Source organism: Pseudoalteromonas sp. J2K-J599 (assembly GCF_059295115.2).
This window is the reverse complement of the sequence record NZ_CM200271.1, coordinates 36,680-56,663: the sequence shown is the minus strand read 5'-3', so window position 1 is coordinate 56,663 and position 19,984 is coordinate 36,680. Positions and strand designations below refer to the sequence as shown.

The following is a 19,984-nucleotide window of genomic DNA, read 5'->3' as shown; positions in this document are numbered from 1 at the left end:
TTATGCGCCTAGTAAGGTTGCCATAGTGATACCTACAGCAAATGATACTGCTGCAGAAATAGCTGCTACACCTACATTTTTTTGACGATTAACTTCATCGGAAATATCGCAACCAGATAAAATTATTTTAATTGTCACTAAGTGCAAAATAATAAATGCGACAAGGCTCACTACTGCGCTAATAGCCCAGTATAGTAAACTCGCATTAATGTTATCAGCAGCGTATGGCGCAACACCCGTTGCAGCTGTAATAGCTAATGCACTACCTATTAGAAATCCAGCGTAACGAATACCCACAGCTAAGTTACCATCAACAATTGCTTGTTGTAGGCAGTCGCCACTTTTGTTTGTACGCTTAAATAACTGCACTCGGTACTGGCTAACAAGTAGTAATACAACACTACCTATAATAAAGGCTGCAATTACAATTGGAAGGCCATGCCAGTCATCAGTAGCTACCCATAAAAGTGCTGAGCGAATAACTATTGCAACGCTAACAACATGACCAAAATCAATTATTGAAGCTGTAACGTTACCTTTAACTATTTCGTCGTGCAGGCTTACTTTACGAAGCGCTACTTTATCTTGAAAAAAGTGACCCAACTTAATAAGTACAATTGCTAATGCGCCATAAGCTAACATTTGCAGTGCTTCTTGTTGCAGTGTTGCAGCAAAAGCACCACTACTTACACCTGTTAATACAATCGCCAGTGCCACTAAACCAGCGGCAAAGCTAATACCAAAAGCAAAGTTATCACGCTCTGTTATTTCATCATTTGCGTGTAAGTTTGAAACCCAGCCTTTTATATATTTAAGGCTTACAAATAATAAAACAATAATTACAAAATCAATCGCCAATGCTTGTAGCGACCACATAGTTATTCCATTAAATTCATACATATTATTCTAACTCCAACTTTATTCTTTTACTTACCACGGCTCACGCCACGAGAGGTTCTGCTACCGCTATCACGCACCGATCCTGAGCTATTGCTATAACTGCTCGAACGAGAATAACTACTGCGGCTTTTTGGTGGCGTATAACTACTACGGCTTAAACCGGATGCACCTGTTTTTTTACTCGCATAAGGGCTTGTAAACTGCTTACCTTGGCGTTGGTATGTTTGGCGCGTGCGTGTTTCTAGCGCGCTTTGGGTTTTAATTTGTTTAGGGCTTGAATAACGCGAACGGCCATAGTCATTGTAATAACTATACTTTCGGCGCTTGCTCCAACTACCATATTCAACACGGTCAAATACATCGCCTAAAATACGGTACATGCCGTACCATTGCCAAAAGCTAATACCATTACTATTTGTTTGCCAGTTACCATAGTTAGGGTTACCTACCATTTGGTTACCAACACCCTCACCTTCAGCTTGCTTACTAATTGCGCCTACACGCGCTAAAGTGCCTTTGGACATATCAGCCAGCATATTAATAGGATCGGTTAACGCATCAGAAAATAGCGTAGGTTTAGACGCATCACGCAACAAATCAATGCTATGCAACGTATCTTCGTAAGGAGGAATTAAGTAAGTTCCTTTAATATCTTTAAGTCGCTGTGTTAAACCACTATAAAGTGCACCTTGGCGCGTTGCATCAAGGGTAATTACATCAACAACTTTTGTAAGCTCTGGTTGTTGTTTTTTAAGGAGCTCGCCATATTCTTTAAGTAATACAGCATTGCGCACATTCCCATTATCAAGCGCAGTACCAAGCTGTGACAGCTCTGTATCTGCTTTTTTAATAGACTCTTGAATTGTTTGTTGCAGCTGCTCTTCTTTAGATTGACAACCCATAAGCACTGCGAACAAACAAAACAGGCTTATAAGTTTCCAAGCTTTAATATTCGACATTCATGTCACCTGATTTACTAAATTAACTAAGGTAGTTTTACACAGGTCACTTATTAAACCAAGAATGAAATTGCAACAAAGTAAGTCAGTACAAAATTAAATAAACAGCTATATTTAGTATATGAATTTAAAAGCATTCTCAATGTTAGGCTTTTAGTGCTACAAAGGGCGTAATAAGTAACTTTTTTGTAATTATGGATTGCCTGATTACACAATAATAACTAAAACATAATTAAATGACGGTTAAGGGTTAAATTTGATGCTTCATAGTATTCGATATAAATTTATTATAATAACAACGGTTTTAATTATATTTAGCGCAAATTTAGTTTTTTTCCTCGCGATTAATGAACACGAAGATTTATATCGCCAATCTGTTAAACAAAATTTAGATGCAATGTCTTCAAATATTTCCGATAGCTTATTACGTGTTATGTCTGAGCAAGTTGATTTGTTCTCTATAACCACAGAATTGCTCGGTTTTGATCGGTACGAACACATTAAGTTTGTTAATGTATTTGACGCTGACTGGCAATTAATCCAATCGTATGTCCACCCCAACTATTTAGAGCTTGAGAGCTTTAAGCCTGAACTTATAAGTATTCAACCAAAAAATTTACCTTATGCGGTTACAATAACCAATGAAGGACTAGTGGCCTTAAAGCCAATTGGAGAGGAGCAATTTCCTATTGGATATTTGCTCATTGTGCAAGACTTTAAAAAGCCACTGAATGAAAGTAAAATTAGCCTTTTTTATAGTGCAGCTCCATTTGTTGTTTTAATTATTGCACTCACCATTATTATTTCATTTTGGATATATCAGCGTTTATTAAGCCCACTTTTAGCGCTCTCGAAGTTCACACAGAAAGTTGAAAAATCAACAAATTATAAGCTTCAATACCAAGTCACTGGTCATGATGAAGTATCTCAACTTGGTAACGACATTAATGCATTACTACAAACAATTGACTCCCAAGTCCAAACCAATCATAAACACACCGCACAACTTTTAGTACAAACGCATTCAATGGAGCGCCTCGCCAATTACGATATATTAACAGGTTTACCTAATCGCATGTTTTTTATGGACCTACTCAAACTCGAACTAGCTAGTAGTAAAAGTAACGACCGAGACGTTGCGATTATGTTCTTTGATGTTGATAGTTTTAAAGGCGTTAACGACACCCTAGGCCATGAAACCGGAGATATGCTTTTACAAGCTGTGGCTAAAAAAGTGAAAAGTTATCTGCGTAGTAACGACATAATTGCACGCTTAGGCGGTGATGAGTTTTTAATTATGCTACCTAATATCACTGAGCAATCTATTGTTATAGATATTGCCGAAAATATCATTGAGGGTATGAAAGAGCCATTCACTATAAATGAGTGGGACGTACCAGCGGGTATTAGTATTGGTATTGCAAGTGCCAAAGAGGCTGAATTTGATATAAATACATTTATCAGTAATGCCGATATTGCAATGTACACATCAAAAGAAAAAGGCAAAGGCGCATATACAATATTCCACCATAAAATGCTTGAAGATAACAAACGAAAAGCGCAAGTCGCTAACTTAATATCTCACGCAATAGCGCAAAATGAATTTGAGTTATTTTATCAGCTTAAAATGTCGAATACAGGCGAAACTCAGGGCTTAGAAGCCTTAATAAGATGGCAAAGCAAAGAGCTAGGTTTTGTTTCTCCTAGTGAGTTTATACCTATAGCGGAACAAGCAGGTAAAATAAAAGCGATTACCCAATGGGTGATCACACAAGTATTTAAAGATATGCAAATGCTAAAACAACTTATGGGGAATAATGTACTCGTCTCCATGAATCTTTCAAGCCATGACTTAAAAGATCATAACTTCATTCATACTGTAAAAAGTAAACTACTTGAACATAGCGTCGATATTTCAAATATTCAGTTTGAAATAACAGAATCAAGCTATTTAGAAAATTTTGAAAACGCGAATCAATTTTTTAATCAAGTAAAAGTTATGGGAGGCTCAATTGCATTAGATGACTTTGGCACAGGTTATTCTTCATTGAGTTACCTTACTAAAATTGAAATTGATACATTAAAAATAGATCGAATGTTTGTAAATCAATATGCAAGCTCAGCAAAAGACACTGCAGTATTACAAGCAATACTCGATTTAGGCCAACGCCTTGGTTTAAAAATATGTAGCGAAGGAATTGAAACAACCGACCAAGCTAACTACCTAGTATCAAATGGTAGTGATGAAATGCAGGGCTATTACTTTGCAAAACCAGTGTGCATTGCACAACTACCACACGCAATTGAACGAGCGAAAACATTATTTAAAGAACTAACAATAACTTCAAAATAACTCAGTGTAATTGATTTTTTACTAAGCAAACGGCTTACTTTTAATTTAGTGCAATTATGGTGAGCTCTTTAGGTATAGTAATTCCTGCTGGAAGGTAAGCTACTGAGTCTTCAACGGTTAGTAAGTACTCTATAACCTCTTCTGTAGACTCAAATTCAACAGGGGGCTTGCTGCGCCCCGTGAATCGCATTTGGGCCCAATAAGCTTGTATTCTAGATTCAGTAAGACCTACCATCCTAGTGTTAAAATTTATTCTAAGCGGATTGCCGACAAATAGGTTAACTGCTTTAAATTGTCTGCTCATAGCTCCGCCCATATAAATATGGCGAATTTGTTGCTTACTAAAAGATAAGTTTTTATCTGTGGTATTTACTACAATAATGACGTTCGAGGGGTTTGTATTTTCTGCATAAACTGAAATGCTAAAACCAAATAGGCTACTAGCGAATACAAAGAGCATCATTATTTTTTTAATGTTATTAATAGGTTTAAAAAATATCATTAAAACACCCAATCCAAACCAATAAGATAAAGATTAGTTTTTTTATCAAAATCAGAGTCATCAGGAGTAACGAAAAACGAGTCTTTTACATCGTCGCCTTCTAGGGTTGAAAACTCAGCTTTTAAGGCAAGGTTTGGCAACACATCCCAGCGTACACCAACCGTCCAACTCTTAATTGAGTCAGGCGTAGATTCATCAAAAATACGATTGTACCCATATGCAAGTTGATCTAAGTCGCTATTAATACCTAACGGAATTTCATTTTCAGCAGAACGAGTTTCTACGTCGCTATCTGCAAATGTTAAGTGGTAAGTAAAAGGAGCATGATTAACACCGGCAGTTAAATAATAGCTTTGAATTATAGGCACTATCCCTAAATCAGTTTTAATGCGGACCCATTCACCTCTAAAAAAATAATCTAAATTGTCGTAAATTACGCCGAATTGGTCTGCATGTGCCCTACCTTTTGTTTTTACCGAGCTGGCACTTTTTGTAAAATTAAGGCTATTAAGAACATTTTCTAGCTGTCTTATCTCATCAATATCAAGCTTGATATTCCCATTATAACGGGAAACTCTAAATTCTAAGTTTTCAATATTAATCTTACCAATGAACCCTAAAAGGTTATCAACTTCAAAGCCCGTTCTTAAGGCGCCTATCCCTATATCACCCGACTCTTCACCATAGTAACCTTCAAAGCTCAAATCAAAGTTTTCTGCACCAAATTTATAAACAGCATCTATGCCATTAAATGTTTTAAATAAATAAGTATCATAAACTTGTTGAGGTGGATTGATCCATGGGTACGCAAAACCAACATCCGAAAAGTCACTCATAGTAAAAAAAGGTGTGCGTAATTTTCCTAGTTTTATCTGAATATTATCAGTTGGCCTATATGTTAAATATAACCACTCTAACCCTGAGTTGTCAGAAGCTGTTGTGTTATTGCTTCTTAGCAAAACTTGGGCTGTTGCAGACCACTTATCATCAAATTGATACTCGCCTTGGAATCCAATTAAACTAGATGGAGAAAATTTAATACTGTCTTCATATCCCTTAAATTCGACATTTTTTTCGTCTAAGTAACCACCAATAACTCGAGCATAACCAGAAAATTCTAACTCATTAGAAAAAGCTGAAAAATGAGTAAGCATAGTGGTAAAAAGTAAGCACCAAGATATTTTATATCGCATCAGAGAAAATTAAATCCTTTGTTGAATTATGCAAAGTACAATGAAGATTAATTATGCTAACAAGGAAATAATTCACCAGTTCGAATAATCAATTATTTAATTATTTTAAGTAGCGCTCTTTACCGCGACCTAGGAATAATGATTATAGTCAATGAATTACATGTTGGCACAATATATGTGCTCTATAAGAGTATTAAGTACCTAGTTAACACTGTTTTCACCTCAATCCCATTCAGTATTATTGAGATAGAGCTTAACTATATTTATATAGATACTTATCAACTAAGTAGGGGATCAAACTGATTCTTAATTTATCTCGTTCACCGAGATTGAGTGCTTAATATAAGTGTTTGGTAGGATGTAAATTAGCTAAATTATAATGTGATATGTGAGTAATTCACCACATTTAACTTTTCTGCAGACGTAAAAAAGCCCGACTATTTCTAGTCGGGCTCTCTACAATTTGAAGCCTGGTAATGTCCTACTTTCACATAGCAAATGCTACACTATCATCGGCGCTGTTTCGTTTCACTACTGAGTTCGGCATGGAGTCAGGTGGGTCCAAAACGCTATTGTCACCAAGCAAATTTGGGCGTTAATTCGTATTTCTACGCACTAACTGAATTTGGAAAATATCTGATAATATTTTTTAAGTCTTTATTAAGTAATATCTACTTTAGTTATATTAACTTCTGTCTAAACTGTCGCATAAAACGCGTTTGGCGTTGTATGGTTAAGCCTCACGGGTAATTAGTACAAGTTAGCTTAATGGCTCACACCACTTCCACATCTTGCCTATCAACGTTGTAGTCTTCAACGGCCCTTCAGAGACTTTAAAAGTCTAGTGAGAACTCATCTCGAGGCCTGCTTCGCGCTTAGATGCTTTCAGCGCTTATCAGTTCCGAACGTAGCTACCGGGCAATGCCATTGGCATGACAACCCGAACACCAGCGGTTCGTTCACTCCGGTCCTCTCGTACTAGGAGCAACCCCTCTCAATTCTCAAACGCCCACGGCAGATAGGGACCGAACTGTCTCACGACGTTCTAAACCCAGCTCGCGTACCACTTTAAATGGCGAACAGCCATACCCTTGGGACCGACTTCAGCCCCAGGATGTGATGAGCCGACATCGAGGTGCCAAACACCGCCGTCGATATGAACTCTTGGGCGGTATCAGCCTGTTATCCCCGGAGTACCTTTTATCCGTTGAGCGATGGCCCTTCCATTCAGAACCACCGGATCACTATGACCTACTTTCGTACCTGCTCGACGTGTCTGTCTCGCAGTTAAGCTGGCTTCTACCATTACACTAACCGTACGATGTCCGACCGTACTTAGCCAACCTTCGTGCTCCTCCGTTACTCTTTAGGAGGAGACCGCCCCAGTCAAACTACCCACCAGGCACTGTCCGTAACCCCGATTCAGGGGCCAACGTTAGAACATCAAAACTACAAGGGTGGTATTTCAAGGACGACTCCACAACAACTAGCGTCGCTGCTTCAAAGTCTCCCACCTATCCTACACATGTAGGTTCAATGTTCAGTGCCAAGCTGTAGTAAAGGTTCACGGGGTCTTTCCGTCTAGCCGCGGGTACACAGCATCTTCACTGCGATTTCAATTTCACTGAGTCTCGGGTGGAGACAGCGTGGCCATGGTTACACCATTCGTGCAGGTCGGAACTTACCCGACAAGGAATTTCGCTACCTTAGGACCGTTATAGTTACGGCCGCCGTTTACCGGGGCTTCGATCAAGAGCTTCTCCCTAAGGATAACCCCATCAATTAACCTTCCGGCACCGGGCAGGTGTCACACCGTATACGTCATCTTGCGATTTTGCACAGTGCTGTGTTTTTAATAAACAGTCCCAGCCACCTGGTCACTGCGGCTCCCGTCCGCTTAGAGAGCAAGTCTCATCACAGATAGGAGCGTACCTTCTCCCGAAGTTACGGTACGATTTTGCCTAGTTCCTTCACCCGAGTTCTCTCAAGCGCCTTAGTATTCTCTACCTGACCACCTGTGTCGGTTTGGGGTACGATTCCATATAATCTGAAGCTTAGAGGCTTTTCCTGGAAGTATGGCATCAACAACTTCATCACCGTAGTGACTCGTCTCGTGTCTCAGTCTTAATAGCAACCCGGATTTACCTAAGTCGCCAACCTACTCACTTTCACATGGACTACCAACGCCATGCTTGTTTAGCCTGCTCCGTCCCCCCATCGCAATTATATCGAGTACAGAAATATTAATCTGTTTCCCATCGACTACGCCTTTCGGCCTCGCCTTAGGGGTCGACTTACCCTACCCTGATTAACATGGGATAGGAACCCTTGGTCTTCCGGCGTGGGAGTTTTTCACTCCCATTATCGTTACTCATGTCAGCATTCGCACTTCTGATACGTCCAGCATACCTCCCGGTACACCTTCAACCGCTTACAGAACGCTCCCCTACCACTCAGAATAAATTCTGAATCCGCAGCTTCGGTGCATAGTTTAGCCCCGTTACATCTTCCGCGCAGACCGACTCGACCAGTGAGCTATTACGCTTTCTTTAAAGGATGGCTGCTTCTAAGCCAACCTCCTGGCTGTCTGGGCCTTTCCACATCGTTTCCCACTTAACTATGACTTTGGGACCTTAGCTGGCGGTCTGGGTTGTTTCCCTCTTCACGACGGACGTTAGCACCCGCCGTGTGTCTCCCGGATATTACTTTACGGTATTCGGAGTTTGCAAAGGGTTGGTAAGTCGGGATGACCCCCTAGCCTTAACAGTGCTCTACCCCCGTAAGTATTCGTCCGAGGCTCTACCTAAATAGATTTCGGGGAGAACCAGCTATCTCCCGGTTTGATTAGCCTTTCACTCCTAGCCACAGGTCATCCCCTAACTTTTCAACGTTAGTGGGTTCGGTCCTCCAGTTGATGTTACTCAACCTTCAACCTGCCCATGGCTAGATCACCGGGTTTCGGGTCTATACCTTGCAACTATTCGCCCAGTTAAGACTCGGTTTCCCTACGGCTACCCTATTCGGTTAACCTCGCTACAAAATATAAGTCGCTGACCCATTATACAAAAGGTACGCAGTCACCCAACAAGTGGGCTCCTACTGCTTGTACGTACACGGTTTCAGGTTCTATTTCACTCCCCTCACAGGGGTTCTTTTCGCCTTTCCCTCACGGTACTGGTTCACTATCGGTCAGTTGGGAGTATTTAGCCTTAGATGATGGTCCACCTATATTCAGTCAAAGTTTCACGTGCTCCGACCTACTCGATTTCACTTAAAATGTCTTTTCATGTACGGGACTATCACCCTGTATCGTGGCACTTTCCAGAGCCTTCCATTAACACATAATAAGCTTAAGGGCTGTTCCGATTTCGCTCGCCGCTACTTTCGGAATCTCGGTTGATTTCTTTTCCTACGGGTACTTAGATGTTTCAGTTCTCCGCGTTCGCCTCGTTAACCTATGTATTCAGTTAACGATACCTGCAAGCAGGTGGGTTTCCCCATTCGGAAATCCTAGTCTCAAGCGCTTTTTACTAGCTTGACTAGGCTTATCGCAAGTTAATACGTCCTTCATCGCCTCCAACTGCCAAGGCATCCACCGTGTACGCTTAGTCACTTAACCATACAACCCAAACGGGTCTTTGTTTTGTGACAGTTTAACTTCGCCAGAAGTCAATATTGAATACTAAAGTAGATACCAATCAATCAACTCAAAGAGTTAATTAAATGGCACTGAATGGTACTGCTACCATTCTTTTTTTACTTTTGAAAACTCTTGATAAATACAATGTATTCATCAGAATTTTATTATCAGCTTTTCCAAATTTTTAAAGAGCAAGAGATACAAAAACCTCTCAAAATTAAACACACTCTATTCTCAGGCTGTTAATAGCCCGATAAAGAATATTTATTTTTAAGAAGTAAAAGTGGTGGAGCTAAGCAGGATCGAACTGCTGACCTCCTGCGTGCAAGGCAGGCGCTCTCCCAGCTGAGCTATAGCCCCACATATGCTGGTACTTACTGTTTTAACCATCTTCTTGATTAGACAAGAAGTGGTGGGTCTGAGTAGATTTGAACTACCGACCTCACCCTTATCAGGGGTGCGCTCTAACCAGCTGAGCTACAGACCCAAAACAATAAGTGTTGTTCTCTTTACAATAACAATCATCTGTGTGGACACTACGAACAAATAAGTTCTAAATCGTATAAGGAGGTGATCCAGCCCCAGGTTCCCCTAGGGCTACCTTGTTACGACTTCACCCCAGTCATGAATCACTCCGTGGTAAACGTCCTCCCGAGGGTTAGACTATCTACTTCTGGAGCAACCCACTCCCATGGTGTGACGGGCGGTGTGTACAAGGCCCGGGAACGTATTCACCGCGTCATTCTGATACGCGATTACTAGCGATTCCGACTTCATGGAGTCGAGTTGCAGACTCCAATCCGGACTACGACGCACTTTAAGTGATTCGCTTACTCTCGCGAGTTCGCAGCACTCTGTATGCGCCATTGTAGCACGTGTGTAGCCCTACACGTAAGGGCCATGATGACTTGACGTCGTCCCCACCTTCCTCCGGTTTATCACCGGCAGTCTCCTTAGAGTTCTCAGCATTACCTGCTAGCAACTAAGGATAGGGGTTGCGCTCGTTGCGGGACTTAACCCAACATCTCACAACACGAGCTGACGACAGCCATGCAGCACCTGTATCAGAGTTCCCGAAGGCACCAAACCATCTCTGGTAAGTTCTCTGTATGTCAAGTGTAGGTAAGGTTCTTCGCGTTGCATCGAATTAAACCACATGCTCCACCGCTTGTGCGGGCCCCCGTCAATTCATTTGAGTTTTAACCTTGCGGCCGTACTCCCCAGGCGGTCTACTTAATGCGTTAGCTTTGAAAAACAGAACCGAGGCTCCGAGCTTCTAGTAGACATCGTTTACGGCGTGGACTACCGGGGTATCTAATCCCGTTTGCTCCCCACGCTTTCGTACATGAGCGTCAGTGTTGACCCAGGTGGCTGCCTTCGCCATCGGTATTCCTTCAGATCTCTACGCATTTCACCGCTACACCTGAAATTCTACCACCCTCTATCACACTCTAGTTTGCCAGTTCGAAATGCAGTTCCCAGGTTGAGCCCGGGGCTTTCACATCTCGCTTAACAAACCGCCTGCGTACGCTTTACGCCCAGTAATTCCGATTAACGCTCGCACCCTCCGTATTACCGCGGCTGCTGGCACGGAGTTAGCCGGTGCTTCTTCTGTCAGTAACGTCACAGCTAGCAGGTATTAACTACTAACCTTTCCTCCTGACTGAAAGTGCTTTACAACCCGAAGGCCTTCTTCACACACGCGGCATGGCTGCATCAGGCTTGCGCCCATTGTGCAATATTCCCCACTGCTGCCTCCCGTAGGAGTCTGGGCCGTGTCTCAGTCCCAGTGTGGCTGATCATCCTCTCAAACCAGCTAGGGATCGTCGCCTTGGTGAGCCATTACCTCACCAACTAGCTAATCCCACTTGGGCCAATCTAAAGGCGAGAGCCGAAGCCCCCTTTGGTCCGTAGACATTATGCGGTATTAGCAGTCGTTTCCAACTGTTGTCCCCCACCTCAAGGCATGTTCCCAAGCATTACTCACCCGTCCGCCGCTCGTCAGCAAAGTAGCAAGCTACTTTCTGTTACCGCTCGACTTGCATGTGTTAGGCCTGCCGCCAGCGTTCAATCTGAGCCATGATCAAACTCTTCAATTAAAAAGTTTTATGTCTTTCGACAGCTCAATGAATTCTGAATTTTTTAATATCTTTCGATATTGAATTGACTGTGCCGAAGCAACTTATAAATAAGTTACCTCTGTTGGTCACTCAGTTTTCAATTGAGACTCTAATTTGTTTGCCTCGCTACCTAAGTAGGTTGGCTGTTAGAACTCAATCTGTACGAGTGCCCACACAGATGATTGCTTTATATTGTTAAAGAACGTTTTGAGTCGCTTTAGCGACTCAAGGGATGCGAATAATACACCCTTTATTTTTCGAGTCAACACTTTGTTTTAAATTTTCTTTTGGAAGATTTAAAACCGAAGTTTTATTTAACTCTCTGAGTAGTTCGTACCTTGCTATGCTTCGGCGTTTCCCGTCTCAGTGGGGTCGCATTATAGGGAGAACAGATTTTTACGCAAGTACTTTTTTAAAGAAAAAGTAAAAAAAGATACTGTTCGGTCAGTATCTGAACTAAACACCCTAAAACTGATAGTTTTGTAACCAAACAGTGCCTTTTATGGTACAAAAATAACCTTGCTGATACACTCAAAGCTAATAACTATTATCTAAAAGGTACTAAATATGGCAATCCGTTCTTATAAAGGTGTAACTCCTTCTTTTAATTCGTCTGTTTATATTGATGAGTCATCAGTTTTGGTTGGTGATATTACTTTAGGTGATAATAGTAGTATTTGGCCTTTAGTAGCCGCCCGAGGCGATGTTAACTATATACGTATTGGTAAACGCTCCAATATACAAGATGGCAGTGTATTGCATTTATCTCGTGCAACTAAAAGCAATCCAGCTGGTTATCCACTTATTATAGGTGACGATGTAACTGTAGGTCATAAGGTAATGCTGCACGGATGTATATTAGGAAACCGTATACTTGTAGGTATGGGCGCTATTATTATGGATAACGTAGTTGTTGAAGATGATGTGATTATAGGTGGCGGCTCTTTGGTACCACCAAACAAACGTTTAGAGTCTGGTTACTTATATGTAGGGAGTCCAGCTAAGCAAGCCCGCCCTCTAACGGAGCAAGAACTTGCCTTTTTAAAAATATCTGCAGATAACTATGTATCACTTAAAGATGAGTATTTAGCTGAAATGGCTAACTTAAGTTAATAAGCTTACTTCAATTTGGCCTGCCGAGTTATAGCTTTCTTCTTCGATAAGCTCCTCGGCACGTTCTTCATAATCAAAACGATACTTTTCAAAATACTCTGTTGCATGGCTTTCGTCTGTTAATTTAAGTGTATTTACTTCTATTACACACTCCACCAGCATGCCACTAACTTGTGCAAAAAATACTAACTGATGATCGGGCTCTCTAAACTCTAGCCTATCTATAAATTGTATTGCCTGATTCATTTAAGCGTTCCTTGTTTGAGCGCATCAACAATGGGAAGTATTTTTGGCATTTTATTACGCCATACATAATATGCTTGAGCAGCTTGGCCAACTAGCATGCCACTGCCATCTAAAAGCTTAGCGTTAATATTATGCTGTGCAACCCAATTCATAAAAATGGTATTTTGCAGTGAATAAAACATGTCATAAGCGACTTCACAGTTAGTTATGTGTTTTTTATCAAGTGCTGGAAGTTCGTTATTCATACTGCTAGAGGTAGAGTTTATAATTAGTGAGTAATCGCTTACTGGTAAATCATCAAAACCAAAGCCAGATACTGGTCCATATTGGGTAAACAGCTCTGCGAGTTCTTTGGCTTTTTGTGCTGTGCGATTAACTATTATTATTTCCTGAGGGTTATGCTCTAACAAAGGTAAAATAACCCCTCGAGCAGCACCGCCCGCACCTATGATTAAAATGCGTTTATTAGTTATGGCTACTTCATTAGCGAGTAAATCATTTACAAAGCCCACACCATCGGTGTTATCACCGAGTAATGAGCCATCATCTCGTTTTTTTAATGTATTAACAGCCCCTACTATTTTGGCTAATGGCGTAAGCTCATCAGCCATTGCATAAGCTTGCTCTTTAAATGGCATTGTAACGTTAGCACCCACACCGCCTTGCTCAAAAAAAGACAATACTGTTTTTTCAAAGTTATCGATAGGTGCTAATATTGCGCGATAGTCGATTTGCTCACCCAGTGATACAGCAAATTGTTTATGTATCGCGGGGGATTTTGAATGTTTAATTGGATTTCCAAAAACCGCATATTTGTCCATTTTAAAGCAACCTCTTTGCAGCTATAACACTGCCTATTAACGATGATAAGTAATATGATTAAGCGACTTTTTTCTAAATCTAAGCCGGCTCCCGAGCAACAGGCTCCTACTCCTGAAAAAACACCGTATGAAATAATAGGTGGAGAGAAAGGGGCGCGAGCTATCTCCAATCGATTCTACGACATAATGGAGTCAGATGAATACGCTAAACCGTTATATGATATGCATCCTCTGCCATTAGATCGAATTCGCCAAGTATTTTTTGAATTTTTATCTGGTTGGTTAGGCGGGCCAAACCTATTTACTGAAAAACATGGCCAGCCAATGCTACGTAAAAGACATATGCCTTTTACTGTAGATAAAGCATTACGCGATCAGTGGATGTACTGCATGAATAAAACGCTGGATATAGAAATAGACAACCCGTTGTTACGTGAAAGCTTAAAGCAATCATTCTCTCAACTAGCAACGCACATGATCAATCAGCATTAAATTTATATTTAGCCACAATGCAAAAAGGCGCTAATTAGCGCCTTTTTGATTATTGTTTAATTTTTATAATTTCCACTCTCTGGCTATCAGCTCACTTGGTTGACTCGTTAACCACTCTTGCGGGCGTAAGTAATACTGATATAGGTTAGCTTCTGGGCTACTTGGCCCTGGTTTATAGTTATATTCCCAGCGTGCAAGTGGTGGCATAGACATTAATATAGACTCAGTGCGCCCGCCACTTTGTAATCCAAATAAAGTGCCCCTATCCCATACTAAATTAAACTCAACGTAGCGCCCGCGACGATAAAGCTGAAAATCACGTTGTTGCTCTGTGTATTCGTCATTTTTGCGACGTTCAATAATAGGTAAATAGGCATCTAAAAATCCATTACCCACCGATTGCATAAACGCAAAACTCTTTTCAAAACCAAGTTCGTTTAAATCGTCAAAGAACAAACCGCCTACTCCGCGAGTCTCATCTCTGTGCTTTAAATAAAAGTACTCGTCGCACCAGGTTTTGTATTTTGGATAAATGTCGCTGCCAAAAGGCGCACAAATGTCGTGAGCAACTTGATGCCAATGTTGTACGTCTTCTAATACTGGATAAAAAGGAGTGAGATCAAACCCGCCACCAAACCACCATATTGGCTCTTCGCCTTCTTTTTCAGCTATAAAAAAGCGCACATTGGCATGACTTGTTGGTACATGAGGGTTTTTAGGATGAATAACTAACGACACACCACACGCATGAAAGCTGCGCCCTGCAAGCTCTGGCCTATGTGCTGTTGCCGAGCCAGGCATTGAAGCGCCAAATACGTGTGAGTAATTAACTCCGCCTTGCTCTATTACAGTACCATTTGTGGTTACACGTGTGCGACCACCACCACCTTCTGCTCGCTGCCAGTTATCTTCTATAAATTTAGCACTGCCATCTGCAGCCTCCAAACCTTGGCAAATAGTGTCTTGCAAAGCCATAAAGTATGCTTTTACTTGATCTAATAATTCGCTTTGCATATTAACCTCTAAATATTTTGCCAGTCATGGCGTCTTTTATTGTGCTTGGTTGAGTATTACCACCTAACGGCTCGTCAACGTAAAAGCCAACTTGTTCTGCAAATTGCGCTTTGGCTTGCTCAATACTAATTACCGTTTCTTGACCGGTTAAGTTTGCACTGGTTGATACTAGTGGCTTACCAAACTCTTGGCACAAACGCTTTACTGTTGGATGGTTTGTTACTCTTACTGCGATGGTATCAAACTGCCCTGTGAGCCATTTAGGCGTATTTTTAGATGCAGGCATAACCCATGTAATTGCAGCAGGCCAACTCGAAAAAATATTAGCGCGTTTATCCATTGGTATTTTTGCATCATCTACGTATTTTAATAATTGTCCGTAGTTATCAGCGATTAAAATAAGCCCTTTTTCAACCGGGCGCTGCTTAATAGCTAATAGTGCTTCAACGGCTTGTTGATTATCTGGATCACAACCTAAACCATATACAGCTTCTGTTGGGTATAAAATAACTTCGCCTTGCGTTAAGCATGTTATTGCAGTGGGCGTATTTGAAAGGTCTGACAAAGTAGTCTCCAGATATAATTAAACGTTATTCAGTTGGGGTGAGCTTATGCATGCAGCTTTTTTGTGGGCATTGCAATAATATGCCGTTTGCCATATTTCTTTCTATGACGATAGGCCAGTCACATTCAGGACACGGATGTTCAACCGGTTTATTATTAAGCGTGTATTTACAACTTGGGTAGCAATCACAAGAATAAAATACTTTACCAAACTTATTACTGCGCGCGACTAAATGACCTTTTTTGCATTTAGGGCAACTAGGCAAAGTATCTTCGCTTTGCTTTTCTTCATTTTCGTTAGCAATGTAATGACACTCTGGATAACCCGTACACCCAATAAACATACCATAGCGGCCATTTTTAACCACCAGCGGTTTGCTACACTCAGGACATGCTGAATCTTCTAATATTTTGATTTCGTTACTGTCGTGATGTGCCAGCGGCCTAATAAAGTCGCATTTGGGATAACTTGCGCATCCTAGAAAAGGGCCTGATTTACTATTGCGGATCACTAACTCTGAACCACACTGTGGGCATATCTCGTATTCTTTTTCGAGGGCGTGCTTGTTCGCCGAGAAAAGCGAATGGTCGATTTTACTCATGGTGATCCTAATAGGTTGGTGAATTTTCGCCTAATATACCCAAACCACTTAAAGATACAAGCAATGCCGTGCTTATCCTTTTAAGTAATTTTAGTACAATTAAGATAATTATCTCTAATGAAGAAGTTCGCTGGGTTCATCAAAAATCAAATCTTCCATTTGCTCATATGCCTCTTCAGAGCCAGGAACGTTAAACAAGATCATAAGTACAATCCACTTTAAGTCTTCTAGGCTTATAGTTGGTTTATCGAGAGAGGCTAAACAGTCCATTACCATTTCACGTGTTACATTGTTAATTACGCCTATTTGTTCAATAAACATTAAAAAGCCACGACACTCAGCGCTGAGCCTTTGGCATTCACTATCGGTAAATATACGCACAGCATCTTTAGGGTTAGCAATAAGATAAGGAGACTCATCGCTGTGTTGTAAATCGGCTAGTTGCTCTAACCAATCAAGAGCTTTAAATATCTCAGGCTTATTAAAGCCCGCACGCAGTAGCTCATCGGTTAACTCATTTTGCTCTGCAAATATATCCGCTTCGCTATGAATGTAATTTTCAAAAAGATACAAAAGAATATCAAACATATTACCTTCCTGCGCTTAACTTGATGTAACCATCTAACACTCGCTCAATCTGATCGTCTAATTCTAAATCGAGCAACCTACTGAGTACTTTATCTATTGGCCACTGCGCACGACGCACAATGTCATCTACACTGGTTACTTCAAAGCCAATACTATTTAAAACCTCACATTGAGAATTGGCTTGAATCGGCTGCTCTTTATTACATACATTATTGTCGTAAGTAAAACTCACCTCATCAAGAATGTCAGCCACGTTTTCTACCAGCTTAGCACCTTGCTTTATTAAAAAGTGACTTGCCTGCGCTAACGGGTTTTTAATAGAACCCGGTACTGCAAATACCTCTTTATTTTGTTCAAGCGCATAGCGTACTGTAATTAACGAACCACTTTTAATTTCAGCCTCAACAATAAGTACTCCTAACGATAACCCAGAAATAATACGATTACGGCGCGGAAAGTTGTGCGCATGAGCAGCGGTGCCTGGTAAAAACTCACTCACCAGCAGGCCGTTTTCTAAAACTTGGTCTGTTAATAGTTTATGGCGTTTGGGGTAGTAAATATCAACCCCAGTACCAAGCACAGCTATGGTTTTACCTGTACCAGCAAGAGAACCTTTGTGTGCTGCACCATCTATTCCCCGCGCCATGCCTGAAGTAACTGTAATACCCGCCAAAGTTAACTCGTATGCAAATTCTGAGGCTATTTCAAGCCCGGTAGGTGTAGCATTACGGCTGCCAACAATTGCAATCTGTGGAGTTGATAATAACGAGACATCTCCCCTGCAAAAGAGTAATAAAGGCGCACTGGCAATCTGCCGGAGATCTTCTGGGTAAAGCGCATCAAAAATACAGACAACAGTAATGTTGTTCAGCGCTATTAATTGCTCATAATGACTGACTTGTTGCCAATTGGTGTTGAGTAAATTACTCGCTTGATTAGCGGTTAACCCAAGCTGTAAAAGCTTGTCATGAGATAAGTCGAATAACGACCCAAGGGAATAGTTTGTAGATAGTGCTAAAAGGGTTTTTATACCCAACCCTTTACACATATAAAAGGCAAGCCAGTGGGCTAGCTTGCCAGATGACTGATCCATGCTCTCTCCTAGAGCACCGTCTCGCTACTTCTTAATGAATAACTGCAATATCTCCAATGCGAATTGGGTGCTGGTTTTTAGTTATTAATGCATAACTTACTTTGTCATACACTTTAAAGACAATTAGCTCACCAACTTTTTCTTTAGGCATGGTCCACGTTGTGTTTTGTTCGTCAGACTCATCACCAAATAATTGGCTCACATCAGATAAAAGCTTCTCATATTTACTAGAATCTTCTGGATAACGAGGGCCACGAGGACCATCAATAACCGTTGGCGATTGACGCTCTAGATCTAATACATGACCCGCTTCTATATTTTGTTCACTGCCTAAGTTTAGCACCACAACATCCATTGTGCTGAATTCTCTAACTTCGCGTGGTGAAGCAATAATATTACCTGTTACAGGTTCTGAAGGACGGTGTATATCAAAGTACGCAGGAAGCATTTGGCCTTCCATTGCCGGCATTAAAAAATCACCTTGCTGAATTTCTCGTTTAACAGACTCAACGCGTAATGACGAAGGCACGCCATTTTTCTCATCGCCCGCTCTAAAAGCACGTGCTATACCCACATAAGATGCACGCGTTGCTAACACCTCACCGGTTAAATCAGTGTAGGGGTCACCTTTATGGTAAATAGCATATGCTTTATGTACTTGTAAGTCGCCTTTAACATATAAAATATGGCCTAGCGTTTGTGTTTTAGTATTTTCGTTTGCACCTAAAATATAAGGTTTGCCTTTAATATCGTCACTGTTCATTGCTTGCTCGTAACTGACATAAGGTTTGATCATTTCAAGCGGCAAAGTAGTTATAGCATCACGCCCTTTTGGTGTAATACGACCCTGAGGAGATAGCTTTCTATATCCTTTATTTATCACTAAACGTGGGTTTCCATCTGCATCGTATATCAACGCTAATGCATCACCGGGGTAAATTAGGTGTGGGTTGTCAATTTGTGGATTCATTTGCCAAAGTTCAGGCCATAGCCAAGGCTCATCTAAATAGATGCCAGAAATATCCCAAAGTGTATCGCCTTTTTTTACAACATACTGTTTTGGTGCATCTTTTTTTATTTTAAGTACATCAGCAACTGCGGGAAACGCAGCGCTTAACGTAAGCATGATTGCAAGTAGTGGAGATTTCATCGAGCTTCCTTGTATTGTTTTTTCATTATTATTGCCCAAAACCTGTTAAAGGTGAACGCGAATGGCTAAAATAAGAGCATACAATACCCTAAATTAAGCACAAGTGAAAAAGGTAACTATGGCTAGGTTAGAAGTTTTAAGATTTCCAGATGAACGTTTACGTACTGTAGCAAAAGATGTTGTACAAGTTGACGACACAGTACGCCAAATTGTAAAAGACATGCTAGAGACAATGTACGATGAAAATGGCATTGGTCTTGCGGCCACGCAAGTAGATATTCATCAACGAATCGTTGTTATTGATGTATCAGAAGAGCGCAATGAGCCACTGGTATTAATTAATCCACAAATCATTAAAAAAGACGGCTCTACCGTTAGCGAAGAAGGCTGTTTATCAGTACCTAACTCGTATGCAAAAGTAGATCGCGCAGAAACAGTAACAGTCGCAGCACTTAACGAAAACGGTGAAGAATTTGTACTAGATGCAGATGAATTATTGGCTATTTGTATTCAACATGAACTAGATCACCTTCAAGGTAAGCTATTCATTGATTACTTATCTCCATTAAAGCGCCAACGTATTCGTAAAAAGCTTGAAAAAGAAGCCAAGTTTGCAGAACAGTAATAAGCACCT

Annotated in this window: 16 protein-coding genes, 2 tRNA genes and 3 rRNA genes; 4 read left to right on the top strand and 17 right to left on the bottom strand. The window is 40.9% G+C overall.

The window, feature by feature from the left end; genetic code table 11:
• Both AC5NT5_RS00260 and AC5NT5_RS00255 read right to left on the bottom strand, forming a co-directional pair.
• Window positions 1-900, bottom strand: a complete 900-nt coding sequence (locus AC5NT5_RS00260; RefSeq protein WP_494514182.1) for a DUF350 domain-containing protein — start codon at window positions 898-900, stop codon at window positions 1-3.
• Between the two features lie 26 nt (window positions 901-926).
• Complete coding sequence (locus tag AC5NT5_RS00255) at window positions 927-1,859, bottom strand: CHAD domain-containing protein (protein ID WP_182672490.1); 933 nt, start codon at window positions 1,857-1,859, stop codon at window positions 927-929.
• A 397-nt stretch (window positions 1,860-2,256) separates the two neighbouring features.
• On the opposite strand from AC5NT5_RS00255, the gene AC5NT5_RS00250 reads away from it, so the two are divergent.
• Entirely contained in the window at window positions 2,257-4,212 is a 1,956-nt protein-coding gene (locus AC5NT5_RS00250) for a putative bifunctional diguanylate cyclase/phosphodiesterase (RefSeq protein ID WP_494514183.1), read from the top strand.
• Between the two features lie 40 nt (window positions 4,213-4,252).
• Here the strand turns inward: AC5NT5_RS00250 and AC5NT5_RS00245 are convergent, their stop codons facing one another.
• The 7 genes from AC5NT5_RS00245 to AC5NT5_RS00215 all read right to left on the bottom strand — a co-directional run bounded on the left by AC5NT5_RS00245 (window position 4,253) and on the right by AC5NT5_RS00215 (window position 11,646).
• Complete coding sequence (locus tag AC5NT5_RS00245; RefSeq protein ID WP_182672492.1) at window positions 4,253-4,714, bottom strand: hypothetical protein; 462 nt, start codon at window positions 4,712-4,714, stop codon at window positions 4,253-4,255.
• Window positions 4,714-5,907: a TonB-dependent receptor gene (locus AC5NT5_RS00240; RefSeq protein ID WP_182672493.1), complete on the bottom strand. Its 1,194-nt coding sequence runs from the start codon at window positions 5,905-5,907 to the stop codon at window positions 4,714-4,716. The genes AC5NT5_RS00245 and AC5NT5_RS00240 overlap by 1 nt, the downstream gene beginning before the upstream one ends.
• Before the next feature lie 468 nt (window positions 5,908-6,375).
• A 5S ribosomal RNA gene (gene rrf / locus AC5NT5_RS00235) occupies window positions 6,376-6,490 on the bottom strand.
• A gap of 146 nt (window positions 6,491-6,636) precedes the next feature.
• A 23S ribosomal RNA gene (locus AC5NT5_RS00230) occupies window positions 6,637-9,526 on the bottom strand.
• A 305-nt stretch (window positions 9,527-9,831) separates the two neighbouring features.
• Window positions 9,832-9,907 (bottom strand) — tRNA-Ala (locus tag AC5NT5_RS00225).
• A 50-nt stretch (window positions 9,908-9,957) separates the two neighbouring features.
• Window positions 9,958-10,034 (bottom strand) — tRNA-Ile (locus tag AC5NT5_RS00220).
• 76 nt (window positions 10,035-10,110) lie between these two features.
• Window positions 10,111-11,646, bottom strand: a 16S ribosomal RNA gene (locus tag AC5NT5_RS00215).
• The 16S, 23S and 5S rRNA genes sit together here with 2 tRNA genes alongside, the layout of an rRNA operon.
• A 588-nt stretch (window positions 11,647-12,234) precedes the next feature.
• Between AC5NT5_RS00215 and AC5NT5_RS00210 the strand changes: the two genes are divergently transcribed.
• The gene (locus AC5NT5_RS00210) at window positions 12,235-12,780 is read left to right on the top strand and encodes a gamma carbonic anhydrase family protein (protein ID WP_182756972.1); all 546 of its coding nucleotides are present in this window, start codon (window positions 12,235-12,237) and stop codon (window positions 12,778-12,780) included.
• On the opposite strand, the gene AC5NT5_RS00205 is transcribed toward AC5NT5_RS00210, so the two are convergent.
• Window positions 12,772-13,026 carry a DUF1488 family protein gene (locus AC5NT5_RS00205; RefSeq protein WP_004335144.1) on the bottom strand — a complete coding sequence of 85 codons (255 nt, stop codon included), beginning with the start codon at window positions 13,024-13,026 and terminating at the stop codon, window positions 12,772-12,774. The two genes, AC5NT5_RS00210 and AC5NT5_RS00205, sit on opposite strands and share 9 nt — an antisense overlap.
• Window positions 13,023-13,847: a shikimate dehydrogenase gene (gene aroE, locus AC5NT5_RS00200; protein ID WP_494514184.1), complete on the bottom strand. Its 825-nt coding sequence runs from the start codon at window positions 13,845-13,847 to the stop codon at window positions 13,023-13,025. Before aroE ends, AC5NT5_RS00205 begins: the two co-directional genes overlap by 4 nt.
• 54 nt (window positions 13,848-13,901) lie before the next feature.
• On the opposite strand from aroE, the gene AC5NT5_RS00195 reads away from it, so the two are divergent.
• Window positions 13,902-14,339 (top strand): group II truncated hemoglobin, encoded by a 438-nt coding sequence (locus tag AC5NT5_RS00195; protein WP_494514185.1) that lies wholly within the window; start codon window positions 13,902-13,904, stop codon window positions 14,337-14,339.
• A 63-nt stretch (window positions 14,340-14,402) separates the two neighbouring features.
• Here the strand turns inward: AC5NT5_RS00195 and hemF are convergent, their stop codons facing one another.
• The 6 genes from hemF to AC5NT5_RS00165 all read right to left on the bottom strand — a co-directional run bounded on the left by hemF (window position 14,403) and on the right by AC5NT5_RS00165 (window position 19,350).
• Complete coding sequence (hemF, locus tag AC5NT5_RS00190) at window positions 14,403-15,353, bottom strand: oxygen-dependent coproporphyrinogen oxidase (protein ID WP_494514186.1); 951 nt, start codon at window positions 15,351-15,353, stop codon at window positions 14,403-14,405.
• Between the two features lies 1 nt (window position 15,354).
• Entirely contained in the window at window positions 15,355-15,918 is a 564-nt protein-coding gene (gene tsaC / locus AC5NT5_RS00185) for an L-threonylcarbamoyladenylate synthase type 1 TsaC (RefSeq protein WP_494514187.1), read from the bottom strand.
• Window positions 15,919-15,943: 25 nt separating this feature from the next.
• Window positions 15,944-16,519, bottom strand: a complete 576-nt coding sequence (locus AC5NT5_RS00180; protein WP_004335155.1) for a DNA topoisomerase family protein — start codon at window positions 16,517-16,519, stop codon at window positions 15,944-15,946.
• Between the two features lie 114 nt (window positions 16,520-16,633).
• Window positions 16,634-17,107 carry a DUF494 family protein gene (locus AC5NT5_RS00175; protein ID WP_004335158.1) on the bottom strand — a complete coding sequence of 158 codons (474 nt, stop codon included), beginning with the start codon at window positions 17,105-17,107 and terminating at the stop codon, window positions 16,634-16,636.
• Window position 17,108: 1 nt separating this feature from the next.
• Complete coding sequence (dprA, locus tag AC5NT5_RS00170) at window positions 17,109-18,200, bottom strand: DNA-processing protein DprA (protein ID WP_004335159.1); 1,092 nt, start codon at window positions 18,198-18,200, stop codon at window positions 17,109-17,111.
• Window positions 18,201-18,231: 31 nt separating this feature from the next.
• The gene (locus AC5NT5_RS00165; protein WP_494514188.1) at window positions 18,232-19,350 is read right to left on the bottom strand and encodes a LysM peptidoglycan-binding domain-containing protein; all 1,119 of its coding nucleotides are present in this window, start codon (window positions 19,348-19,350) and stop codon (window positions 18,232-18,234) included.
• A gap of 118 nt (window positions 19,351-19,468) precedes the next feature.
• Between AC5NT5_RS00165 and def the strand changes: the two genes are divergently transcribed.
• The gene (gene def / locus AC5NT5_RS00160) at window positions 19,469-19,975 is read left to right on the top strand and encodes a peptide deformylase (RefSeq protein ID WP_004335162.1); all 507 of its coding nucleotides are present in this window, start codon (window positions 19,469-19,471) and stop codon (window positions 19,973-19,975) included.
• Window positions 19,976-19,984: the final 9 nt, after the last annotated feature.

What these genes read in the sequence shown, in the direction of transcription:
- AC5NT5_RS00260 (WP_494514182.1), bottom strand. Translation starts at nt 900, where the DNA reads ATGTATGAATTTAATGGAATAACTATGTGGTCGCTACAAGCATTGGCG.
- def (WP_004335162.1), top strand. Translation starts at nt 19,469, where the DNA reads ATGGCTAGGTTAGAAGTTTTAAGATTTCCAGATGAACGTTTACGTACT.
- AC5NT5_RS00250 (WP_494514183.1), top strand. Translation starts at nt 2,257, where the DNA reads ATGTCTTCAAATATTTCCGATAGCTTATTACGTGTTATGTCTGAGCAA.
- AC5NT5_RS00175 (WP_004335158.1), bottom strand. Translation starts at nt 17,107, where the DNA reads ATGTTTGATATTCTTTTGTATCTTTTTGAAAATTACATTCATAGCGAA.
- dprA (WP_004335159.1), bottom strand. Translation starts at nt 18,200, where the DNA reads ATGGATCAGTCATCTGGCAAGCTAGCCCACTGGCTTGCCTTTTATATG.
- AC5NT5_RS00195 (WP_494514185.1), top strand. Translation starts at nt 13,902, where the DNA reads ATGATTAAGCGACTTTTTTCTAAATCTAAGCCGGCTCCCGAGCAACAG.
- AC5NT5_RS00210 (WP_182756972.1), top strand. Translation starts at nt 12,235, where the DNA reads ATGGCAATCCGTTCTTATAAAGGTGTAACTCCTTCTTTTAATTCGTCT.
- AC5NT5_RS00255 (WP_182672490.1), bottom strand. Translation starts at nt 1,859, where the DNA reads ATGTCGAATATTAAAGCTTGGAAACTTATAAGCCTGTTTTGTTTGTTC.
- AC5NT5_RS00240 (WP_182672493.1), bottom strand. Translation starts at nt 5,907, where the DNA reads ATGCGATATAAAATATCTTGGTGCTTACTTTTTACCACTATGCTTACT.
- aroE (WP_494514184.1), bottom strand. Translation starts at nt 13,847, where the DNA reads ATGGACAAATATGCGGTTTTTGGAAATCCAATTAAACATTCAAAATCC.
- hemF (WP_494514186.1), bottom strand. Translation starts at nt 15,353, where the DNA reads ATGCAAAGCGAATTATTAGATCAAGTAAAAGCATACTTTATGGCTTTG.
- AC5NT5_RS00180 (WP_004335155.1), bottom strand. Translation starts at nt 16,519, where the DNA reads ATGAGTAAAATCGACCATTCGCTTTTCTCGGCGAACAAGCACGCCCTC.
- AC5NT5_RS00205 (WP_004335144.1), bottom strand. Translation starts at nt 13,026, where the DNA reads ATGAATCAGGCAATACAATTTATAGATAGGCTAGAGTTTAGAGAGCCC.
- AC5NT5_RS00165 (WP_494514188.1), bottom strand. Translation starts at nt 19,350, where the DNA reads ATGAAATCTCCACTACTTGCAATCATGCTTACGTTAAGCGCTGCGTTT.
- AC5NT5_RS00245 (WP_182672492.1), bottom strand. Translation starts at nt 4,714, where the DNA reads ATGATATTTTTTAAACCTATTAATAACATTAAAAAAATAATGATGCTC.